Annotated in this window: 13 protein-coding genes; 2 read left to right on the top strand and 11 right to left on the bottom strand. The window is 71.4% G+C overall.

Annotated features, from left to right (window positions below):
* Positions 1–31 precede the first annotated feature (31 nt).
* From OG730_RS11715 to nrdR, 6 genes are all read right to left on the bottom strand, one after another.
* Positions 32–856, bottom strand: a complete 825-nt coding sequence (locus tag OG730_RS11715) for an arylamine N-acetyltransferase family protein (RefSeq protein WP_327304196.1) — start codon at positions 854–856, stop codon at positions 32–34.
* Between the two features lie 134 nt (positions 857–990).
* Complete coding sequence (locus OG730_RS11720; RefSeq protein WP_327304197.1) at positions 991–1,731, bottom strand: class I SAM-dependent methyltransferase; 741 nt, start codon at positions 1,729–1,731, stop codon at positions 991–993.
* A gap of 289 nt (positions 1,732–2,020) precedes the next feature.
* Positions 2,021–3,136 carry a hypothetical protein gene (locus OG730_RS11725; protein ID WP_327304198.1) on the bottom strand — a complete coding sequence of 372 codons (1,116 nt, stop codon included), beginning with the start codon at positions 3,134–3,136 and terminating at the stop codon, positions 2,021–2,023.
* A 122-nt stretch (positions 3,137–3,258) separates the two neighbouring features.
* Entirely contained in the window at positions 3,259–3,825 is a 567-nt protein-coding gene (locus OG730_RS11730) for a hypothetical protein (RefSeq protein WP_327304199.1), read from the bottom strand.
* Positions 3,826–3,982: 157 nt separating this feature from the next.
* Positions 3,983–6,877 carry a vitamin B12-dependent ribonucleotide reductase gene (locus OG730_RS11735; RefSeq protein WP_327304200.1) on the bottom strand — a complete coding sequence of 965 codons (2,895 nt, stop codon included), beginning with the start codon at positions 6,875–6,877 and terminating at the stop codon, positions 3,983–3,985.
* 144 nt (positions 6,878–7,021) lie between these two features.
* A complete protein-coding gene (nrdR, locus tag OG730_RS11740) occupies positions 7,022–7,531 on the bottom strand; it encodes a transcriptional regulator NrdR (RefSeq protein WP_250748823.1) in 510 nt (169 codons plus the stop codon).
* A 478-nt stretch (positions 7,532–8,009) separates the two neighbouring features.
* Between nrdR and lexA the strand changes: the two genes are divergently transcribed.
* On the top strand, positions 8,010–8,801 hold the full coding sequence (gene lexA, locus OG730_RS11745) for a transcriptional repressor LexA (protein WP_327304201.1): 792 nt from the start codon (positions 8,010–8,012) through the stop codon (positions 8,799–8,801).
* A gap of 67 nt (positions 8,802–8,868) precedes the next feature.
* Here the strand turns inward: lexA and OG730_RS11750 are convergent, their stop codons facing one another.
* The 5 genes from OG730_RS11750 to OG730_RS11770 form a co-directional block, all read right to left on the bottom strand.
* Positions 8,869–10,839: an ATP-dependent DNA helicase gene (locus OG730_RS11750; protein WP_327304202.1), complete on the bottom strand. Its 1,971-nt coding sequence runs from the start codon at positions 10,837–10,839 to the stop codon at positions 8,869–8,871.
* A 52-nt stretch (positions 10,840–10,891) separates the two neighbouring features.
* Complete coding sequence (locus OG730_RS11755) at positions 10,892–12,760, bottom strand: IucA/IucC family protein (RefSeq protein ID WP_442814884.1); 1,869 nt, start codon at positions 12,758–12,760, stop codon at positions 10,892–10,894.
* Between the two features lie 147 nt (positions 12,761–12,907).
* Complete coding sequence (locus tag OG730_RS11760) at positions 12,908–13,603, bottom strand: GNAT family N-acetyltransferase (RefSeq protein ID WP_327304203.1); 696 nt, start codon at positions 13,601–13,603, stop codon at positions 12,908–12,910.
* A 32-nt stretch (positions 13,604–13,635) separates the two neighbouring features.
* The gene (locus tag OG730_RS11765; RefSeq protein WP_442815189.1) at positions 13,636–15,624 is read right to left on the bottom strand and encodes an IucA/IucC family protein; all 1,989 of its coding nucleotides are present in this window, start codon (positions 15,622–15,624) and stop codon (positions 13,636–13,638) included.
* Between the two features lie 3,263 nt (positions 15,625–18,887).
* Entirely contained in the window at positions 18,888–20,186 is a 1,299-nt protein-coding gene (locus OG730_RS11770; protein ID WP_327309224.1) for a diaminobutyrate--2-oxoglutarate transaminase family protein, read from the bottom strand.
* A 473-nt stretch (positions 20,187–20,659) separates the two neighbouring features.
* On the opposite strand from OG730_RS11770, the gene OG730_RS11775 reads away from it, so the two are divergent.
* The gene (locus OG730_RS11775; protein WP_327304205.1) at positions 20,660–21,829 is read left to right on the top strand and encodes a hypothetical protein; all 1,170 of its coding nucleotides are present in this window, start codon (positions 20,660–20,662) and stop codon (positions 21,827–21,829) included.

Here is a 21,829-nt window from a genome sequence, read left to right on the forward strand (position 1 = left end):
GCGCCATCGTACGGGCCCGGCGGGGCCCGGGTCAGTCCTCGGCGCGGTATAGCCGAAGGAGTTCGGCCTCGTCCCGCTCGGACAGCCGAATCCCGAACTCCCGCCCGAGCAGGGCGAGCAGTTCCCCGGCAGGCACCTCCCGCCGCTCGATCCGCCCGTCGGGCAGCAGCCGGGACAGCTCCCGCCCCACGAGGGCCAGGCGCTCGGAGTCGGCCTGCTTCTGGACGACGACCCGGCCGACGAAGGAGGAGCGGGGGTGCGAGGAGCTGTAGTGGTTCAGCACCACGTAGTCGACGGGGTGGTAGGGCTGCGGGGAGAAGGCGTACAGGTCCCGCCAGACGCCCTCGCGCGGTACGCACAGCACGAGGACCCCGCCCGCCTCCTCCCGGACGCGGAACACCCACTCCCCCTGCCGCACTTCGGCGCCGGGGCGCGCCAGCGGCACGGGTTCGCGCGGCCCCTGCCACCCGAACCCGGCGTCGCAGAGCCAGGGCTCCCCCTCGACGGTGACGACGAGGACGGCGTGCGTCACCGCGGTCAGGGCGTCCCCCCGGGTGCGGTTGCGGGCGCCGCGTCCCGAGACCTCGAAGCCGATCCGCTCCAGGGCGGCGGCCAGCAGGGTGTTCTGCTCGTAGCAGTACCCGCCGCGGCGCTCGTGCACGAGCTTGTCCTCGACCGTCTTGACGTCCAGCCCGACGGGGCGGCCGAACAGTACGTCCAGGCTCTCGAAGGTGATCGCACCGGCGTGGGCCCGGTGTACTGCCTTCAACGTCGCGAGGTCCGCCCGGAGTTCCCCGCCCGCCCAGCCGATCCTCGCCAAGTAGGCGTCCAGGTCCAGCTCGTCACCGCTCCACATGGCTTCCCCGTTCTGCGCATCACGGATTCGCGGGGCGTTCCCCGTCCCCGCCTCACACCATCATCCCGGCACGGAAAACGGGGACCGGCACCCGCCCGGTCCCCGCTCCTTCGACTACCCGGTCAGATCGGCGGTCAGGCGCGGCAGCGCAGCATCTCCAGCGGGGGGTTGGCGTGGAGGTCCGCCCAGTGGTCCGCGCCGAACTCGCGCAGACCGGCCTCCGACACCTCCAGCGGGACCCAGGTCAGCTCGCTGAACCCGGCCGCCTCCAGGGACTTCTCGTAGACCTCGCGACGCGGGCGGTTGGCGACGAAGGAAACCGGCGGTTCGAGCAGCGCCGTAGTCCTGACCTTCGGTCCGGTCTCGCCCTCTTCGCCGGTGAGCACGCTGCGGAAGCCGTACTTCTCCGGCGTCGGCCCGTCGAAGCGGTAGTCGGGCGACTGGTTGAGCAGGAACAGCTCCGCGCCGGGCTTCAGGCTCCGGTGGATGTTGCGGCACATCAGCTCGGTGGTGGCGGTGTCCGGCGCGTAGTTGAGCAGCTGGACCGCCAGACCGATGTCGAAGCGCTGCTCGAAGGCCCGCAGTTCGGACGCGTCGCCCACCTCGTAGCGCACACCCAGCGGATTGTGCTCCTCCAGCTTCTGCGCGACGGCGACCATCTCGCCGGAGATGTCGATGCCGAGCACGTCCGCGGCGCCGCGCCGCTTGAACTCGCGGCTGTAGAAGCCGGTGCCGGAAGCCAGGTCGAGGACCGACTTGCCGCTCACGTCCCCGACCAGCGCCAGGAAACCGGGCACCACCACGTACTGCTCCAGGGGCAGGGCCTTGAATCCCTCGTAGGCCTCGCCTATCTCGTCATACTGCTGTGCACTCATCGTGTTCTCCCCCGTGGTTCGTCGTATTCACGGCCTCGGCCCCCATCACCGGGGTCCGCCTCGGCCTCGACGGGCAGTCTTCCCCCACCCCGGCGGACCGCCGTACTGGCAAAACCCACAAAGATCATTGCCGCGCACAGGGCACAAACACGACGAAGGGGACCGGCCTCAGTCCGGCCCCCTTCGTGAAGCTGCTGGTCAGCTGCCTGCGCGGGGCTACACACCGGATGGTGCGTCCGGCGCGACCCCGCCCGATGTACTGGCGGAGACCACCTCTTCCTGGCGTGCGCTATTCCTCGGCATCCGGCTCGCGATCGGGGAACGCACGCAGCCTCAACTGTGGCGCCCTGTGGTCGGCGAGCCACCGCATCCGATGGTCATCCGCCGCGAAGCCGGCGCGAGCGGTGTGGGTCCACTCCTCCCGGTCGAGGACCTTGAGGTACGTCGACCGGAGCTCTTCCTGCTGCGCCGCGGTGCACCCGGCAGCCTTGGGAGGCTTCGTGGTCAGGTGCTGAGTGAGCAGCGCGATCGTGAAGTAGCGCTCGATGGTCGGGCTGAGCGCACCCACATGTCGAGCATGAGCTTCCAGGACCATTCCCGAATGGGGGTAGTGAGCGAGGGTGAGCCCCATCCCCCCGCAGTCGCTCATCAGATGGAGCAGGCGACCGACATGGTCGACCATCTCGCTGTCGGAATCGAGGTCCGCGAGCGCCTCATGGAGCTTGGCGACTGTGGCGACCTTGCCGGCGAAGTATCCGTTGAGGAAGTCACCGTCACAGGCCCGGCGAAGCAGCCAGGAGCGGGCAGTCGGATCGTCGAGTCCGCAGAGTGCTTCAACGACATAGACGCGTCCCCAGCCTGTGACTCGCTCGGCGAGCCAGAGCAGGGCTTCGACTCCTCCTGTCTGCCGTTCGAAGGCGTGTGCCGCCAGCGGCCCGAAGCGGTCGGAGAGCAGCCCGATCGTCTGGATCAGCGGGATGTCGTCAGCCGTTCCCACAACGGCGAGCAGGGCAAGCCCTACGGTGACTGAGCAGCGATCGGTGCCATGGCGGACGAGCCAGCGGCCCGTTTGACGAGCGCGTACTGTGTCCGCCCGCTCAGCCGCGGCGGCGATGTGCTCGTTGTGGTGAAACGGGATGTAGACGTCGCGGAAGACGTCGGCCAGTTCGCTGGGGAGGGCCGAGGCCCTCGCGAAATGCACGTCCAGAATGAGCGCGACGTCCTTGCCGGCCGAGTGCCGGTCTTTGGGCGCCTTCGAGCCTCGGCGACGGTGCGACGCGTCGTCGGGAAAGGGGTACCCATCGCGCGGAAGCGGCTCATCCGGAACCAGTCGGTGCAGCCGCAGCGCGTGGTCGAACAGGGTTGTCGGTGATCCGGGCAGTCCCATCCCGGTCGTCTCGCTCATCGGCGGACGGAGGACTCGATTCTCTTGATCATGGCCAAGAGGATGTCACGACAACGGTTGCCGCAACAAGCCGTCGACGCAGCGGCTCGTCGCATCGGGCACAACAGCGAGCAGGCACAAAATCACGTCCTGTGCCGTTGCGGCCAGGAGTAGCCGAGCCGGCGGGCGAACTCCGGCGATCCGCCGCAGACATCGGCTGCCACGCGCGGGTCCCCCGCCGTGAGTTCCTCCACCAGCCGACGGGTCTGGGTCGCTGGGTCTGCGCCGGAGATGTTCAGAGTCATCTGGAACTGGAGCCAGGGACGGTCTTCCGTGATGGCGGATCGGCCCGGGTGAAAAAGGAAGAGATGGAACTGGTCCGGCGGCTCCCAGAGCCGGGCGGACACACTGCCAAGCTCACAGTCCCAGCGTTCCAGCCAGGCAGTCTGCTGCCGGAGTTCGTCTTCGAGTAGCCGGGCGACAGTCCTTGCCGGCCATTCCCAGGAGCGATCCAACGTCGCACGCTCGAGCTCTGCCCGGTATTGCCGAGCGTCGAACCGGAACTCTGGCAGGCCAACCTCATCGTCATCGGGGTTACGCCACGCGTCCCACACCACTTGGTCGCCATCACGACGGATCGTGACATAAAGAGCTCCGCAACACCCTTCAGTGCAGGTCGCCTCCGCCAAGCGGACCTCACGCGGGTCCACGCTGGTTTCCTGCGCAACATCGTTGAATTGCCTACGCGGCCCAGGTCACGGGCACGACGAAGGGGACCGACCAAAGGTCGGTCCCCTTCGTGAGCTGCTGGTCAGCTACGTGCGCGGGCTACGTCGGATGTCGCGTCCCACGCAATTCCGCCCGGTTTCAGCTGCAGCCGCTGGTGGAGCCGCAGCCCTCGCAGATGTAGCAGGAGCCGGCGCGCTGCATCTTCGTACCGCAGGAGAAGCAGAGCGGGGCGTCGGCGGAGACGCCGAGCTGCATCTCGACCAGTTCGGCGTTGGAGTGCGCCGTCTTGGGGGCCGGGACCGGGGCGAGCACGACCGGCTTGACGACCGGGACGGTCTGGACCGCGGCGACCGGGGCCGCCTGGGTCAGGGACTCCGTGTCGAGCTCCTCGTCGAGGGGCTCGTAGGAACCGGTGTCCAGGTGGCGCTGACGCTCCTCGGCGGAGTGGATGCCGAGGGCCGAGCGGGTCTCGAAGGGCAGGAAGTCGAGCGCCACGCGACGGAAGATGTAGTCGACGATCGACTGCGCCATCCGCACGTCCGGGTCGTCCGTCATGCCGGCCGGCTCGAAGCGCATGTTCGTGAACTTCGCGACGTACGTCTCCAGCGGGACGCCGTACTGCAGACCGACCGAGACGGCGATCGAGAAGGCGTCCATCATGCCCGCGAGGGTCGAACCCTGCTTGGACATCTTCAGGAAGACCTCGCCGAGACCGTCGTCCGGGTAGGAGTTCGCGGTCATGTAGCCCTCGGCGCCACCGACCGTGAAGGAGGTGGTGATCCCCGGGCGGCCCTTCGGGAGGCGCTTGCGGACCGGGCGGTACTCGATGACCTTCTCGACCGCCGTGCGGATCGTGTCCTCGGCCTTGGCCGTGACCTCGACCTTCTCCTCTTCCTTCTTCTTCGCGGAGAGGGGCTGGCCGACCTTGCAGTTGTCGCGGTAGATCGCGAGCGCCTTGACGCCCAGCTTCCACGCCTCGAAGTAGATCTCCTCGATCTCTTCGACGGTCGCCGTCTCCGGCATGTTGACCGTCTTCGAGATCGCGCCGGAGATCCAGGGCTGGATCGCGGCCATCATGCGCACGTGGCCCATCGCGGAGATGGAACGCTCGCCCATCGCGCAGTCGAAGACCGAGTAGTGCTCCTGCTTCAGGCCCGGGGCGTCGACGACCACGCCGTGCTCGGCGATGTGGGCGACGATCGCCTCGATCTGCTCTTCCTGGTAGCCCATGCGACGCAGGGCCTGCGGCACGGTGCCGTTGACGATCTGCATCGAGCCGCCGCCGACGAGCTTCTTGAACTTGACCAGGGCCAGGTCCGGCTCGACACCGGTGGTGTCGCAGGACATCGCGAGACCGATGGTGCCGGTCGGCGCGAGGACGGAGGCCTGCGAGTTGCGGAAGCCGTTCTTCTCGCCGAGGCGGATCACGTCCTGCCAGGCCTCGGTGGCCGCGGCCCAGATGATGTTGTCCAGGTCCTCGGTGCGCGGCGCGACGGCGTTGGCGTCGGCGTGCTGCTTCATGACGCGCTTGTGGGACTCGGCGTTGCGGGCGTAGCCGTCGTACGGGCCGACGATCGCGGCCAGCTCGGCGGAGCGCTTGTACGCGGTACCGGTCATCAGCGAGGTGATCGAGGCGGCGAGGGTGCGGCCGCCGTCGGAGTCGTACGCGTGGCCGGTGGCCATCAGCAGGGCGCCGAGGTTGGCGTAGCCGATGCCCAGCTGGCGGAAGGCGCGGGTGTTCTCGCCGATCTTCTGCGTCGGGAAGTCCGCGAAGCAGATGGAGATGTCCATCGCGGTGATGACCAGCTCGACGACCTTGGAGAAGCGCTCGGCGTCGAAGGACTGGTTGCCCTTGCCGTCGTCGTCGAGGAACTTCATCAGGTTCAGCGAGGCGAGGTTGCAGGACGTGTTGTCCAGGTGCATGTACTCGCTGCACGGGTTGGACGCGGTGATGCGGCCGGACTCGGGGCAGGTGTGCCAGTTGTTGATCACACCGTCGTACTGGATGCCCGGGTCGGCACAGGCCCACGCGGCCTCGGCGAGCTTGCGGAAGAGCGACTTGGCGTCGACCGTCTCGATGACCTCGCCGGTCATGCGGGCACGCAGGCCGAACTCGGTGCCGTTCTCGACGGCCGTCATGAACTCGTCGTTCACGCGGACGGAGTTGTTGGCGTTCTGGTACTGGACGGACGTGATGTCGTCGCCGCCCAGGTCCATGTCGAAGCCCGCGTCGCGCAGGGCGCGGATCTTCTCCTCTTCCTTCACCTTGGTCGCGATGAAGTCCTCGACGTCCGGGTGGTCCACGTCCAGGACGACCATCTTGGCCGCGCGGCGGGTGGCGCCGCCCGACTTGATCGTTCCGGCGGACGCGTCGGCGCCGCGCATGAAGGAGACCGGGCCGGAGGCGTTTCCGCCGGAGGAGAGGAGCTCCTTGGAGGAGCGGATGCGGGAGAGGTTCAGGCCGGCGCCGGAGCCGCCCTTGAAGATCATGCCCTCTTCCTTGTACCAGTCGAGGATCGACTCCATGGAGTCGTCGACGGCCAGGATGAAGCAGGCGGAGACCTGCTGCGGCTGGGGCGTGCCGACGTTGAACCACACCGGGGAGTTGAAGCTGAAGATCTGGTGCAGGAGCGCGTAGGTCAGCTCGTGCTCGAAGATCTCCGCGTCGGCGGGGGACGTGAAGTAGTCGAAGTCCTCGCCGGCCTTCGTGTACGTCTTCACGATCCGGTCGATGAGCTGCTTCAGACCGGTCTCGCGCTGCGGGCTGCCGACCGCACCGCGGAAGTACTTGCTGGTGACGATGTTGACCGCGTTCACCGACCAGAAGTCGGGGAACTCGACGCCGTACTGCTCGAAGTTGACCGAGCCGTCGCGCCAGTTGGTCATGACGACGTCGCGGCGCGCCCAGGTCACCTCGTCGTACGGGTGCACGCCCGGGGTGGTGTGGATGCGCTCGATACGCAGGCCGCTCTTGGCAGTCTTGGTGCCCTTGGCGCGGGAACCTCGTGCCGAGCTGCTCGCCGTCTCTGTCATGCCGTTCCTCCCAATGCGGGCAAAACGCCCTAAAGTGCCAGCGCTATTCCGCGGCACGGTGCTGTGTGTCTTGTATCTACGTCTTCTTCGCCGGACCCTCCGGCCGTTCCACGAGGCGCGTGCGACGGGGAACGGGCAGGCGGGTCAGTCGGCGGCGGAGGCGGGCACGGGGACCGGAGCGGTCCCACCGGGCTCGCACTCTTCATGAGGCCGCGGCACGCGGAGTTCCGCGATGGCGGTCTCGAAGTCTTCGAGTGTGTCGAACGCCTTGTAAACGGACGCGAACCGGAGGTACGCGACCAGATCGAGGTCCTGCAACGGGCCGAGTATGGCCAGACCCACGTCGTGGGTGGTCAGCTCGGCGCTCCCGGTGGCGCGCAGCGCCTCCTCGACCCGCTGGCCGAGTTTGGCGAGGGCGTCCTCGGTGACCGGCCGCCCCTGGCACGCCTTGCGCACGCCGGAGATGACCTTGGTACGACTGAAGGGTTCGGTCACCCCGCTGCGCTTGATCACCATCAGTGAGGCCGTCTCCACCGTCGTGAAGCGACGGGAGCAGTCGGGGCACTGGCGGCGCCGGCGGATCGACGTGCCGTCGTCGGTGGTGCGACTGTCGACGACACGGCTGTCGGGGTGCCTGCAGAAGGGGCAGTGCATGGTTCCCTCACCCTCCTCTTGGCACGACTGAATCACCTCGTGAGACCCCTGAACGGCAGAGTCGAAGCTCTGTCGGAGGCTCTCGAAGCAGCCACAAGCATATGCGATGTCGGGGGCCCCGGCAGACCGAGGACCACAACTTCTGGGTGGCAGCGCTCATCCAACCACTAGATCTTGGGTTGTGGTGGATTTACACCGCTCCGCGTGTCGCGGCGTCCGGTGGCCGGATAACAGGCCTCGCGGTGCCAGACTGGACGCAGACCCGGACGGTGGCGACCCGACCCGGAAGGGTACCGTAAGCAGCGGCTCCGGAGCCGAACCCCCGTTCGGCCCGGACGACCCCGGCGGCGGCATATACACCTCACGAAGTGAACACGGTGGGTGATCTCCGATTTTTCACTCGAACGTGTGTTTGGCGCAACCTTTCGAAAGCAACTACCGTTGTCCAGCTAGGGAGAACATTTCGAGAGGGGCCGACGTGACCACCACCGCAGACAGTGCCACCATCACTGCCCAGAACCGCTCCCAGAGCCGACTTGAGCCGGTGCATGCCATGAATGACGCAAGTCTGAACCCGGAGGCGGAGCCCGTACGCCCCGCACGCTCGCTGCCAGGGCGACCTCCAGGCATCCGCGCCGACAGCTCCGGGCTCACGGACCGGCAGCGGAGGGTCATCGAGGTCATTCGCGACTCGGTGCAGCGGCGCGGCTACCCGCCGTCGATGCGGGAGATCGGCCAGGCGGTCGGCCTGTCCAGCACCTCTTCGGTCGCGCACCAGCTGATGGCCCTGGAGCGCAAGGGCTTCCTGCGCCGCGACCCCCACCGCCCCCGGGCGTACGAGGTCCGCGGCTCCGACCAGCCCAGCTCGCAGCCCACGGACACCACGGGCAAGCCCGCGGCCTCGTACGTCCCCCTGGTCGGCCGGATCGCGGCCGGCGGCCCGATCCTCGCCGAGGAGTCGGTGGAGGACGTGTTCCCCCTCCCCCGCCAGCTCGTGGGCGACGGAGAACTGTTCTGCCTCAAGGTCGTGGGCGACTCGATGATCGAGGCCGCGATCTGTGACGGCGACTGGGTGACCGTCCGCCGCCAGCCCGTCGCGGAGAACGGCGACATCGTCGCCGCCATGCTCGAAGGCGAGGCCACGGTCAAGCGCTTCAAGCGCGAGGACGGCCACGTCTGGCTGCTCCCCCATAACGCCGCCTACCAGCCGATCCCCGGCGACGAAGCCACCATCCTCGGCAAGGTCGTGGCGGTACTGCGCCGGCTCTGACCGCCCGCGCCCTCATCCAGCTCCGGGACCTACTGCGCCGGTCCCGGAGCTGTTTTGTGTCTCGGCGCTACTTGCCTTCGGCCTGGGCGGCGGCGTCGATCGCGGCGAGCGAGCGGCGGACCTGGTTGCGGTCCGTGGTGTACCAGAAGTCCGGCAGCGTGGCCCGCAGGAAGCTCCCGTACCGGGCCGTGGCCAACCGGGGGTCCAGGACCGCCACGACGCCCTTGTCCCCGGTGGCCCGTACGAGCCGACCCGCGCCCTGGGCCATGAGCAGCGCCGCGTGCGTCGCCGCGACGGACATGAAGCCGTTCCCGCCGCGCTCCTCGACCGCCTTCTGGCGGGCGCTCATCAGCGGATCGTCGGGGCGCGGGAACGGGATCCTGTCCATGATCACCAACTGGCAGCTGGGCCCTGGAACATCCACGCCCTGCCACAGCGACAGGGTCCCGAACAGGCAGGTCTTCGGATCTGCGGCGAAGGCCTTGATCAGCTCCCCGAGCGTCTCCTCGCCCTGGAGCAGGATCGGGTTCTCGAGCCGGCCGCGCAGTTCCTCGGCGGCGGCCTTCGCCCCGCGCATGGAAGAGAACAGTCCGAGGGTGCGGCCGCCCGCCGCCTCGATCAGTTCCGCGAGCTCGTCCATCATGTCGCCGCGGGTGCCCTCGCGGCCGGGGGTGGCCAGGTGCTTGGCGACGTAGAGGATGCCCTGCTTGGGATAGTCGAAGGGCGAGCCGACGTCGAGGCCCTTCCACTGCGGCACGTCCTCGCCCTCGACGCCCTCCGGGGACAGGCCCATGGACGCCGCGACGCCGTTGAAGTCGCCGCCGAGCTTGAGGGTCGCCGAGGTCAGGACCACCGAGCGGTCCGCGAACAGCTTCTCGCGCAGCAAGCCGGACACCGACAGCGGAGCCACCCGGAGGGTCGCTCCGAAGCGGTCGTGGCGTTCGTACCAGACCACGTCGTACTCGGAGCCGGCCGTGATCCGCTCGGCCACCCCGTGCACGCTCTCCACCGCGGCGAGCGCCTGCTTGCGGACGGCGTCCTCGTCGTGGACGGACTTGTCCCGCGTGTTGCCGATCGCGGAGATCACGGTGCGCGAGGCGTCCCGCAGGGCCATCAGCGCGTACCCGAGGTCCTCGGGGATCTCCTCCAGCCGGCCGGGGAGCGCCAGCTCCATGACCCGCTCGAAGGTCTCGGACGCGGTCTGCAGGGAGTCGGCGGTCTTCTCGTCGACCAGCTTCGCCGCACGCTTCACGGCGCGGTTGACCTGACCCGGGGTGAGCTCTCCCGTGGCGACGCCGGTCACCCGGGACACCAGCTCGTGGGCCTCGTCGACGATCAGCACCTCGTGCTGCGGGAGGACCGGGGCGCCCTCGATGGCGTCGATGGCGAGGAGCGCGTGGTTGGTGACGACCACGTCCGCGAGCTTGGCCCGCTCACGGGCGGCCTCCGCGAAGCACTCCGCGCCGTACGCGCACTTCGTCGCGCCCAGGCATTCGCGGGAGGAGACGGAGATCTGTGCCCAGGCCTTGTCGGAGACGCCCGGGGTGAGGTCGTCGCGGTCACCCGTCTCGGTCTCGTCCGCCCAGTCGCGCAGCCGCAGCAGGTCCTGCCCCAGCTTGCTCGTGGGGGTGGCCGCCTCGAACTGGTCGAAGAGGCCCTCCTCCTCGTCCTGCGGGGCGCCCTCGTGCAGACGGTGCAGGCACAGGTAGTTGGAGCGGCCCTTGAGCATGGCGAACTGCGGGCGGCGGCGGAGCTGCGGATGCAGCGCCTCCACCGTCCGGGGCAGGTCGCGCTCGACGAGCTGGCGCTGGAGGGCCAGCGTCGCGGTGGCCACGACCACGCGCTCGCCGTGCGCGAGGGCCGGCACCAGGTAGCCCAGGGACTTACCGGTGCCGGTTCCGGCCTGGATCAGGCGGTGGGAACTGTCGTCGATCGCTTCGGCGACGGCTTCGGCCATGGCCACCTGGCCGGGGCGCTCCGTGCCGCCGACGGCGGAGACGGCGGCGTGCAGCAGGTCGGGGAGGGAGGGCTTCGTCATAGCAGTGCCAACCCTACGGGGCTCCACCGACAGTGACCGCACCGGCGAGCGTTCATGGCCGGTGGAGGGGGTTCGGCACGGTGCCGTACCGCACGGCGTGCGGGCGGTCCGGCCGGTCGCGGTAGCCGTCCTCGTAGAGGCGGTTCCTGTTCAGGCAGAGCCTCGCGATGCGTTCACCGAGGAGGTCGAAGAGCTCGTAGCGCTCCTTGAGCTCCGGGAAGCGGGCCTGGTGACGCAGGATCTCCGCCCGTACGAGGGACCAGAACGTGTCCTCCGGAACCCCGAGCCGGTCCTCGCAGAGGGCGGAGAGGTAGCGGAAGACGCCGACGAAGAGCCCCGAGTGGATGAACTGGGGCAGGAAATCCGCGGGCTCGGTGAGCAGGACCGCACGGACCTCGTCGGGCATGGCCGCCAGCTCGGGCAGCGGTTCCGTGCTGATGTTGACGTCGTCCACGAAGTCCTTCACCGCGAGCCGGACCGGGACGTCGCGCTCGTCGAAGATCACGACGGTGTTCTCGCCGTGCGGGGAGAAGACGGTGCCGTAGCGGTAGAGGAAGCGGAGCAGCGGAGGCAGCAGGGCGGCGAAGAGGTGCTGGAGCCAGACCGCGGGGCTCAGGCCGGACCGGGCGACGAGTTCGGCGGTGAAGGACCGGCCGCGGGGGTCGGTGTGCAGGAGCGAGGAGAGGGTACGGGCCCGCTCCCCCGGGGCGAGGTGGCCGGCCAGCGGCTCGCGCCAGATCGCGCCGAGGAGCTCCTTGTACTGGTACGGGACTTCGGGGAGCGCGTCGTAGACGGGGTGGCGGACCGTGACGGAGGCGACTTCGCCGAGCAGGATCACTCCGCATTCCTGGCGGAGGAAGGGGTCGCCGTCGCGCAGCGAGTGGATCCAGGCGGTGACGGCGGGCGCCGCGAGGGCCAGGTCCGAGGGCAGGCCGCGCCAGACCATGGTGTTGAAGATGGAGAGCGGAAGTTTGACGCTGTGGCGGTCGGGGCGGGTGAGGTTGAGGAAGGTGCGGATCGACTGCTGGGGCAGGCGCAGGTCGGGGTCCGCGGGGAGCGGCACCAGGGTGCCCGCGGCGAGGGCCGGGGCGAAGAGGGGCAGCAGGACCTCGTCCCACTGCCAGGGGTGCACGGGGAGGTAGAGGTAGCCCAGCGGGTCGAGGCCGCGGTCGCGCAGGGTCCGGTCGAAGAGGGCTCGGGTGACGGGGTCAAGTTCGGCGGAGTAGAGGCGGGCGGGATCTTCCAGGCCGGCGGTGCCCCGGTAGTGGGCGAGGGAGGTGTGGGCCGCCAGCCAGGGGAGGTGCTGGGCGGTGCGGGCCTCGGGCGCCCAGGCGGCGGTGTCGGAGGCGGAGAGTCCGATCCGCCCCTTGTTGAGGACCAGCCAGGGATGGCCGGTCTGGTGCCCCTCGAGGGCCGCGTAGTCGAGGTCGGCGAGGACGTCCGCGGTGAGCGCGGTGTGGTCGATGCGTGCGTCGGCCGCGAGCGTGGCACTGAGCTCGCGGACGAGGTGGCCGAGGGTGGCGCCGTCGAGGCCGAGGAGGGTGCGCGCGCGGATGAGGAAGGCGTACGGGTCCCCGAAGGCGGTCGGCGATCCGGCGGAGGCGGGCTGCGGGGTGAGGGTGATCGTGTCGGGGGTGACGTGCCAGCTGCCGTACGCGCGGCGGCGGGCACGGAAACCGAGGCTGCTGCCGTCGTCGAGGGTCAGCGTCCAGGCGTCGCCGGAGGCGGCCGGGGCGGGGACCGGGGTGATGATCTCCTCGTACGCGAACTCGCCGAGCATCTTGGCGAGCAGGCGGCGGGCGGCGAAGTCCCAGGTCAGCCGGTTCAGTTCGGGCGGCGTGCTCGGATGCTGGGGCGACAGGGGCACGATGTCCGGGAAGTGAGGACCTGGGGAGTCGGGGGCTGCGGAGAAATTCTGCACGGGACTCCTCGGGTCGGATTTTTTGCTGCGTTACGCAGGGTTTTAGGGGTGAGAGATGCGGGCACTGACGAGGTAGACGTGAACTGCGGGACTGCGGGACTGCGGGACTGCGGGACTGCGGGACTGCGGGACTGCGGGACTGCGGCCTCAAAGGAGACTGCGCAGCGCCCGCTCGCGGATCATCAGGGCGGCACGTTTGCCGGGCAGTTCGATCTCGGCGGGACAGCGGAAACCGGAGTTCAGGAAGGCTGATACGGAGGGGGTGTTGCGGATGTCCGGTTCGGCGATGACGCGCATGCAGCGCGGGCGGTTGTCGAGCACCAGGTCGGCGACGGCGCGCAGGAGCGCGGTGCCCAGACCTCGGCCGCGGTTCGTGCCGTCTCCGATGAGCAGGTGGATACCCGTGTCGTGGGGCCGCGCCGGGTAGTGGGCGGAGACCGGGTCGAGGTCGGCCCGGTAGATCTCCCAGTAGCTCATCGGCGTGCCGTCGAGGAGGCCGAGACACGGGACGCTGCGGCTGTCCCCGTCCAGCTGTGCCCGGACGTGGGCGGCGGTGACGGCTGCCGGGCCGGCGAGTTCCCAAAACGCGTCCACCTCCGGGTCGTTCATCCACCGCGCGAGCAGCCCCAGGTCGCGGTCGAGCCGTACGGGTTCGAGGCGGAAGACGCCGGACCGCGTCGTGACGCCACCCCAGGCCGCCGGGGAGTCGAGTAGATCCGCCTCGGCGAGCCGGGGCAGCGACTCGGCGCTGAGACGCGGCGCGATGAGGCGGTGCACATCGGTCGCGACGGTGCGGTGCACATCGGTGAGGAGCACGCCGGTGTGGAAGTCGGTGGAGGGCATCGGGGGCTGTTCTCCGTTTCGAAGCTGACGGATCAATCGTGGAGGGGGTTGGCGATGGTGACGTAGACGGACTGGGTGTCGACGGGGCCGACGAGCTCGTCCAGACCTCCGAGGCGGGTGAGCAGATTCGCCTTGCAGCGCAGGGTGGGCGAGTCGAGCAGCCTCTCGGGGAGCGGGCCGAGGCCCCTGGCCTTGCCGAGGAAACGACGGAAGGCGGCCAGCAGAATGCGCTCGTCTGCGAGCCGCTGGGATCCGAAGGCCCCGATGAGACCGAGCACGTTGTTGATGCCGAGGTAGTAGGCGAAGCGTTCGTCGGTGACGGCGTCCGAGACGAAGGTGTCGCTCGTGGCACCGATTCCGGGGAGCCTGCGCTCCAGCTCGGCACGGCGGGAGGAGCGGAAGTAGTAGCCCTGGTTGTCGCGGTAGCGGCCGCCGACCGGCCAGCCGGCCGGGTCGAGGAGGACCAGCGTGTTCTGCTGGTGCGCTTCGAGGGCGATCCCGGCGAGCGCGTCGAAGGCGAGGACCGGCAGGACGACGTGTTCGAGGTAGCGCAGGAACCACTCGGCGGCGACGGCGGAGGTCGTCCGCCCGGTGGTGGTGGCGAGGCGCGAGACGGTCTCGGCCAGCCGGGAGCTCATGGTGGTCCGCCCGGGCCACGGGCGGGGTGCGGTGAGCGCGGCGATACAGAGGACGTCGTCGCCCGGTCGGAAGGGGTTGTGCCGGAGCAGGACGTCGAGTCCGGGGACGGGGGTGCCGTCCGGGGCGTCGGCGGCGACCCACGCGGGATCGCGGACGATGTCGAAGCCGGGGTGGGCGGCCTGCCACCGCTCTGCCAGTCCGGTGCGGAGCAGCCGGTGCACCTCGATGCCGCGGTGCAGTTCCTTGCGGAGGTTCTCACGGCGGGAGTTGGTGATGCGCAGGCCCAGGGAGAGCTTGAGCATCGCGGGGGCGCCGGGCTGGTGCACGGTGCGGATGGAGGAGGTCGGATACCAGGGGGCTCCGTACGGGCCCAGGTCGTGCAGGAGTCCCGCGTCGCGGAGGGCGGCTGCCGCGGGGCGCTGGAGCAGGTCGTGGGCCTGCCAGGGGTGAAGGGGAAGGGGGGTGGCGCCGTCGGGCACCGGGAGCCCTGGGGCGAGGCGGCCCAGGAGCCGGGCGGCGGAGACCGGGCGACCGCGTTCGGTCCAGGCGGAGTCGGTGGCGAGCGCGGCGGGTGCGATCGCCACCCAGTGCAGGGGGAAGGAGCCGTGCAGTTCGGGTGAGTAGCGGCGGACTTCGGCTTCGGAGAGTCCTTCGCGGCTCTTCGGGGTCGGGTGCAGGGGGTGGCCGAGGAGAAGGGACTGTTCGGCGGTGAGGAACCGGTCCCCGGCGACGGGGACGGGCGCGGCCGGGCGTTGGCGACGGTCGGTGATGAACTCGGCGGTCCGGCGAACCGAGTCGGCGACCCGCCCGACGAGGTCGGCGCCGCCGGGGGCGCCGTCGTTGGGGGCGTCGTTTGCGGGGCCGTCGTTTGCGGGGCCGTCGGCGTGTTCGTGGGGGCCGATCGCGCGGGCGCCCTCCCCGTGGGCGGGGTTCCCGTGGGCGGGGTTCCCGTGGGCGGGGTTCCCGTGGGCGGGGTTCCCGTGGGCGGGGTTCCCGTGGGCGGGGTTCCCGTGGGCGGCTTCGCCTTCGCGGGAGATCAGCGCCGCGAGGGTGACCGCGTCCACGGCGGGGGCGGCGGCGGGAACGCCTTCGATGCGGGCCGGGCCGAAGCGGTGCCAGCCGGCTGCGGACCAGTAGCGGACCGCGACGAGCAGGGCAGCGCCCGATGCGGGGAGGGGGATGCGCAGGACGGGACCGGCCGGCTGTTCGAGTCCGGTCTCGCGGACCCAGCAGCGCAGCAGGTTCTCCACCGAGGCGGCCTCGGCGGCGACCCTGGGGTCGGGGTGGTCCAACGGGTCGGCCGCTCCCGCGCGCGGTCGGACGGAGCCGTCCTTCTGCCGTGGCACCGCGGGTTGCTGCGGCTCGGCCGGCGGCCAGGGCATGCCCGCGGCTGGCATGCCCGGGAGGGCGCCGGCAGAACCGGTGAAACCGTCGCCCGGCGGCGCAGACGCCGCGGCCCGCTCCCCCGGTCCGGCTGCGCCCTGTCGCGAGGACACCGGGTCCGCGGCGGCGGTGGGCGTACCGATGGAACCCGACGCCGAAGTGGCCGCCACGGAAGGCCCCTCGGGTGCGGCCTTGCCCTGTCCCCCCGAGGACGGCTCGTCCGCACGTCCCCCGCCGGGCGGCGCCGGGTCGGCCGACGAGCCGGGGCCGGACACAGCTCCCCGAACCTCCGCCCGGCGGGAGCCCGCCGGCACGTCAGCGGAGCCCTGCGCGGGCCGTCCCTCCGCCAGGTCTGCCACACCGGGGACCGACCGCGAAGCCCCGGTCGAGGACGCACTGCCCACAGCGTCACCGAGAGCCGGTGTCCCGGGGCGCGCCAAGGAACCGGCCAACGGCGGCCAGGCGGTGGGGGCGGCCGATTCGCCGGCGGCCTGATGCGGACGGTTCGCTGAAGCCAGCAGCGGCGGCCAGGCGGTGGGGGCAGGCGTAGACCCGCCTGGCACAGCCGCATCGGCGGCGGGTTGGTGGGAATCGCCCTCCGGGGCGAGCAACGGCGGCCACGCGGTGGAGGGGGGCATCGACGCACCGGATCCATGCGGATCCAGGGCGGGCCGGGGGTATCCGTCCTCCGCAGCGAGCAGCGGCGGCCACGCCGTGGGAGGGAGTGTCGCCCCGCCGGGCACGGGCGGCTCGGTGGCGGGCCGGGCAGAACGTTCCGCCGGTGCGGGTGGCGGCTGCCAAGCCGTGCGAGGAGGCGTGGCCCGGCCGGGCTCGTCGCCGGACGGGGTAGAACGTTCCGTCGGTGTAGGTGTCGGCTGCCCTGCGGGGGCGGCGAGTGGAAGCTCGCTGCCCGGAACTGCGGGGGAGGCAGGCGACTCCGGTCCGGGCGTAGCACCCGAAGGCGCGGGAGCGGGCCAGGCGTCCGAGGAAGGGGGGAGGCCTGCCCATGCCGAGACAGCCATTTCGGAGGAGGTGGCGCTGACCGGGGCCGCACCGTCCGGGGCCCCCGGGACGGCCGGGTCCGTGAGCGGACCGGGAGCCGAGGGCTCGGTACCGACGGGCGTCGCCGACCGGGTCGCCGGGTACCCGACGGATGCCGCCGGGGACGGTGAGGGTCCATCGTCCAGAGGCGCCGCCCATCCGGCACCCGGGTCCGGGGCCGACGGCGGCACAGGCCCGTCTCCTGAGGCCGGGGCTGAAATCGGCGTAGGCGCAGCACCCCAGGCCACGGCCGACGGCAACATGGGCGCCTCTCCCGAGGCCGGGGCCGAGAGCGGCGTAGCCGCGGCTGCGGAGACTGGGGGCAACGGCAACATAAGCGCGGCTTCCGAGACCGAAGACGACAGCAACAGGGGCCCAACACCCGGAGCCAGGTCAGCCGACGACAGGGGCGCGGCTACGGAGGCCGGGAGCGACGGCGGCATGGGCGCGGCTCCGGAGGCCTGGGCCGAGAGCGGCGTAACGGCGGCTGCGGAGGCCCGGAGCAACGGCGGCATCGGCGCGGCTTCCGAGGTCGGGGCGGAGGTCGGGATGGGGGTCGGGGTGGCTTCCGAGGTCGGGGCGGAGGTCGGGATGGGGGTCGGGGTGGCTTCCGAGGTCGGGGCGGAGGTCGGGATGGGGGTCGGGGTGGGGGTCGGGGTGGGCGTCGGGACGGGTGCGGATTCGATGGTCGGGGGCGACGGCGGCTTCGAGCCGGCTGGGCTGGCGGGGGATGGCGTAGGCGCGCTCTCGGCCACGGGCCGGGCCCCGGGGGCGGGCGGCGGCTGCGGGAGCGGTGCGTTCGGAAGCCGCGCGGGTCGGTGACCGGCCGCAGCAGGCGGATCCTGCGCGGCCGCCAGCGGGGCCCCGAACCTGGGTGGGACATCGGGATGAAGGGCCGACGCCGTCGGGGGGAGCCCGGGCTCCCCTAGTGCAGGCCCCAGTGGGGAGGCGTCTGGGAGGAGCGTCGAGGGCTTGTGCCCGTACCCGGGAGAAGCGGGAGAGCCTGAGATGTCCGGAGAGGGGCCCGGACCAGCCCCTCCACCTGGTGGCATATCCAGGGCCGGTACTGACATCGCCGATGGCGCGGCAGGCACCGGCAGCGGCGCCGTCGCAGCAAGGGCGGACCGTAGCGGATCGGGCTGCGCCGACAGCGGTAGCCCGGTGGCGGGCGAAGACGGCACCGGCGACGGGGGTACGGGTTCAGCCGGAGCGGACAGGGACCGTGGCGCATCGCCCGGCGGCACGGCAGGTCGCACGGAAGCAGTCGGCGCGATCAAGGAGCCCTGTCGATCAGCGGGCACCGATGGAGGCGGGGACGCGGGGGTGGGCGAGGAAGCGGATGACAGCAGCGGATTGGCCGGCCCCGGCGACGGAGTAGCGGACTCAGGCGGAGCGGACAGGGACCGTGGTGCGTCATCAGGCGCCGGGGCGGCTGGCGCGGATGCAGTCGCGGGGGGCGGCGAACCCAATCGATCGGGAGAACCTGTCAGATCGGGGACGGGCGCCGACGGAGAGGCCGACTGCGTCGGCAGTGGCTCAGCGGGCGTCGGCAGCAGCGGCGCGGGCTCGGCCGGAGCGAGCCCCGGCCGTTGTGGACCGTCAGCCACGGACGAGGGCGGCGCGGAAGCGGCCGGGAGGGCGGGGGACGGCGGAGAGTCCGGCGAGGCCGGCGGATCGGCGGGCATCGGCATCGGCGTCGGCATCGGCATCGGCGGCGCGGGCTCAGCCGGAGCAAGTGGGGACCGTAGCCGCATGGTTCGCGTGGGCGACGGGTCGGACTCGGTCGGAGGTTGCGGGGACTGCGGCGGCGTGGGGAGCGGCGGGGGCGGGGTGGCGGCCTGAGGTTGAACAGACCCGAGCTGAGCCGGGGGCACCGGAGGTTGGCTGGCAGCGGCCGGAGTCCGCGGTGGTTGCAGGGGGTTGGCCGGTGGCTGCGCGGACACGGGCGCCCCGAGGGCGGGGCCCGAGGGGGTGAGCGGCGGCGCGATGGACGGGGCCCGGGACTCCGTGGGCGCCGTCGAGGCGGACGCGGTGCCCGACACCGCTGCCGGCGCCACCGCTGAACTGGCCGAGTACCCCGTAGGGGCGGGCGAGAAGAGGGCAGCCCCCGACGCCGCGGACGGCGCGGGGGGACAGGCCGACGACTCCGTGAGCGCGGCCGAGGTGGGGGTGGGGGGTGGGGAGGGGTGCGAGGGGTGGAGGGGGTCGGGCATGGGGGTCCTTAGCGGCGGGTGGCGGCGGAGATGGCGTCGGCGAGGCGGTCGAGGACGGCCGCGGCCTGTTCGTCGGTCAGGGTGAGAGGCGGAAGGAGGCGGACGACGCTGGAGTGGCGGCCGCCGAGTTCCACGATCAGACCGCGGTCCAGACAGGCCTGGCGGACGGCTGCCGCGAGGGCGGGCGCGGCCTCCCCCGTGTCCGGGTCGGCCAGTTCGACGCCGAGCATCAGGCCGCGGCCCCGTACGTCCGCCACGCACGGATGCGCCGGCATCAGGCCGCGCAGCGCGGCGAGCATGTGCGCGCCCAGGGTCCGCGCACGCTCCGCGAGGCCGTTCTCCCGGACGTAGGCCAGGGTCGCGGTGCCCGCCGCCATGGCGAGCTGGTTGCCGCGGAAGGTGCCGGCGTGGGCGCCGGGGGCCCACTGGTCCAGCTCCGCGCGGTACACGATCACCGCGAGCGGCAGGCTGCCTCCGATGGCCTTGGAGAGCACCATCACGTCGGGGACGACCCCCGCGTGGTCGACCCCCCAGAAGGCCCCGGTGCGCCCGACCCCCGTCTGGACCTCGTCGGCGATCAGCGGGATCCCCCGCGCCGCCGTGATCTCCCGCATCCTGCGCAGCCAGGCGTCGGGGGCGGGGTGGACCCCACCCTCTCCCTGGACGGGTTCGACGATCATCCCGGCGGGTTCGGGCACCCCGCTCTTGGGGTCGTCCAGCAGGCTCCGCGTCCAACGGGCCGACAGCTCCGCCCCCTCGGCCCCGCCGACTCCGAACGGGCAGTGGTGGTCCTGCGGATACGGCAGCCGGGTCACCCGGACGTCCGTGGCCCCGCCGGAGGCGGCCAGCGCTCCCGCGGTCATGCCGTGGTAGGCGCCGGTGAAGGCCAGCAGCCCCGATCGGCCGGTCGCGGTGCGGACGAGGGTGAGCGCGGCCTCCACCGCGTCCGTCCCCGCCGGTCCGCAGAACTGGATGCGGGCATCGGCGGCCAGCTCCGCCGGCAGGTTGGCGAACAGCTCAGTGGTGAAGGCGTCCTTGACCGGGGTCGCCAGGTCCAGGACGTGCAGCGGGGCCCCCGAGTCGAGGACCCCGCGGATGGCTTCGAGCACCACCGGGTGGTTGTGGCCGAGGGCGAGGGTTCCGGCGCCGGAGAGGCAGTCGAGGTAGCGGCGTCCGTCCGCGCCTTCGATGGTCAACCCCCGGGCGCGCACGGGCACGATGGGCAGGGAGCGCGCGTACGTCCGTGCCGCGGACTCCCGTTGTGCCTGTCTGCGCAGGATCCCCTCCCCCGCGACCCCGTCGGGCACCGGGCCCGGCCCGGTGAAGTGCCCTGTCTCCGTGGCCCGGTCCGCCTGCGGCGGGACCTGCGCCCCGGCCGCGGCCCGCTCGGCCCGCTCGCCCGTCCAAGCCGTCAAAGCCGTCAAAGCCGTCAAAGGCACGAGTGTCGCTCCTCCCGCACGGTTGCTCTTCCGGGGTGCGCCTCGAACACCCACGCTGCTCCCCCATCCCCCGTACGTACCAACGACGGTGGCGGCGACGGATCACGGGTGGGCCCAAGATCCTTGCCCCGGCCCGAGATCCATGCCCCGCCCCCAAGATCCTTGCCCCGGCCTTCCCCGGCCTCGGCCCCGCCCCCACCCCCGGAACCGCGGAGTCGGCGGAACCGGCGCCCCGGGCTGTGCCGTCCCCCAAGGCAACGGCATAGTGGGGTGCTGCAACCCAGGCGCCCGTCAACCCAGGCACCATCCCGAACCACCGAACCACCAGGGGGACTCACGACATGCGACCGATCCGACCGGTCACCGCGATCCTGTGCTCGGCCGCGCTCGCGCTGACCGCCGCGGCGTGCGGGCCCGGCGACGGTGAGACCGACGCCAAGCCGAGCGTGGCGGTGAGCCTCCCCACCAGCCTCGACGGGGTGCAGATCCCGGACGGGCTCAAGGACAAGCTCAAGGAGCACGGCATCGACCTGGAGAAGTGGAAGGGGGGTGAGTGGAAGAACTGGAAGAAGGAGGACTGGCTCCGCGAGGCGGGCGACTACATCAACCCGATCATCGAGGACCTCTGGGACCCGGACCGGATGCGCGACGCCGCCAAGACGCCGCAGCCGCCCGCCGTCGATCCCGACGCGGGCAAGGACCAGGGCGTCACCGACCCGACGCCGCCTCCGGTGCGGGCCAAGGCCGCGGCCGCGCCCTACCACCAGAGCGTCCCCGCCTCCGGCAAGGTCTTCTTCGACGGCCCCGAGGGCTCGATGGTCTGCTCGGCGACCGTGGTCAAGGACCCGGCGCACCCCGGCAAGTCCAACATGGTCTGGACGGCGGGCCACTGCGTGCACGCGGGCAAGGCCGGCGGCTGGTACCGCAACATCGCCTTCGTCCCGTCGTACAACAACAAGGGCAAGTCCGCGGCCGCGCTCAAGGGCGCGCCCCGCGAGGAAGTGGCCCCGTACGGCGTGTGGTGGAGCGACTGGGCGCAGACCTCCGACCAGTGGATCGCGACCGGCGGTCCGACCGGTGGCGCGGGTGCCCCGTACGACTTCGCGGTGCTGCACGTGACCCCGGAGAAGGGTGGCGGCAAGTCGCTGGAGGAGACGGTCGGTACGGCGCTTCCGGTGGAGTTCAACGCCCCGGCCGCACCCAAGATCGCGAAGATGACGGCCACCGGCTACCCGGCGGCGGCTCCGTTCGACGGCCAGAAGACCTTCCAGTGCGTCGACAAGCCGGGCCGGCTGTCGCTGAACGCGACCGACCCCACGATGTACCGCATCGGCTGCACGATGACCGGCGGTTCCTCGGGTGGCGGCTGGGTCGCGGCGGGCAGCGACGGCAAGCCCGCGCTGGTGTCGAACACCTCCATCGGCCCCGCCAAGGCGGGCTGGCTGGCCGGGCCCCGGCTGGGTCCGGAGGCGAAGGGCGTCTTCGACGCCGTGAGCGGCAAGTTCAAGTAG

The organism is Streptomyces sp. NBC_01298, assembly GCF_035978755.1.
GTDB lineage: Bacteria > Actinomycetota > Actinomycetes > Streptomycetales > Streptomycetaceae > Streptomyces.

Bases quoted from the DNA above. Each gene is read 5' to 3' on its own strand.
- OG730_RS11715 (WP_327304196.1), bottom strand. From the start codon at position 856: ATGTGGAGCGGTGACGAGCTGGACCTGGACGCCTACTTGGCGAGGATC.
- OG730_RS11720 (WP_327304197.1), bottom strand. From the start codon at position 1,731: ATGAGTGCACAGCAGTATGACGAGATAGGCGAGGCCTACGAGGGATTC.
- OG730_RS11725 (WP_327304198.1), bottom strand. From the start codon at position 3,136: ATGAGCGAGACGACCGGGATGGGACTGCCCGGATCACCGACAACCCTG.
- OG730_RS11735 (WP_327304200.1), bottom strand. From the start codon at position 6,877: ATGACAGAGACGGCGAGCAGCTCGGCACGAGGTTCCCGCGCCAAGGGC.
- nrdR (WP_250748823.1), bottom strand. From the start codon at position 7,531: ATGCACTGCCCCTTCTGCAGGCACCCCGACAGCCGTGTCGTCGACAGT.
- OG730_RS11750 (WP_327304202.1), bottom strand. From the start codon at position 10,839: ATGACGAAGCCCTCCCTCCCCGACCTGCTGCACGCCGCCGTCTCCGCC.
- OG730_RS11760 (WP_327304203.1), bottom strand. From the start codon at position 13,603: ATGCCCTCCACCGACTTCCACACCGGCGTGCTCCTCACCGATGTGCAC.
- OG730_RS11765 (WP_442815189.1), bottom strand. From the start codon at position 15,624: ATGCCCTGGCCGCCGGCCGAGCCGCAGCAACCCGCGGTGCCACGGCAG.
- OG730_RS11775 (WP_327304205.1), top strand. From the start codon at position 20,660: ATGCGACCGATCCGACCGGTCACCGCGATCCTGTGCTCGGCCGCGCTC.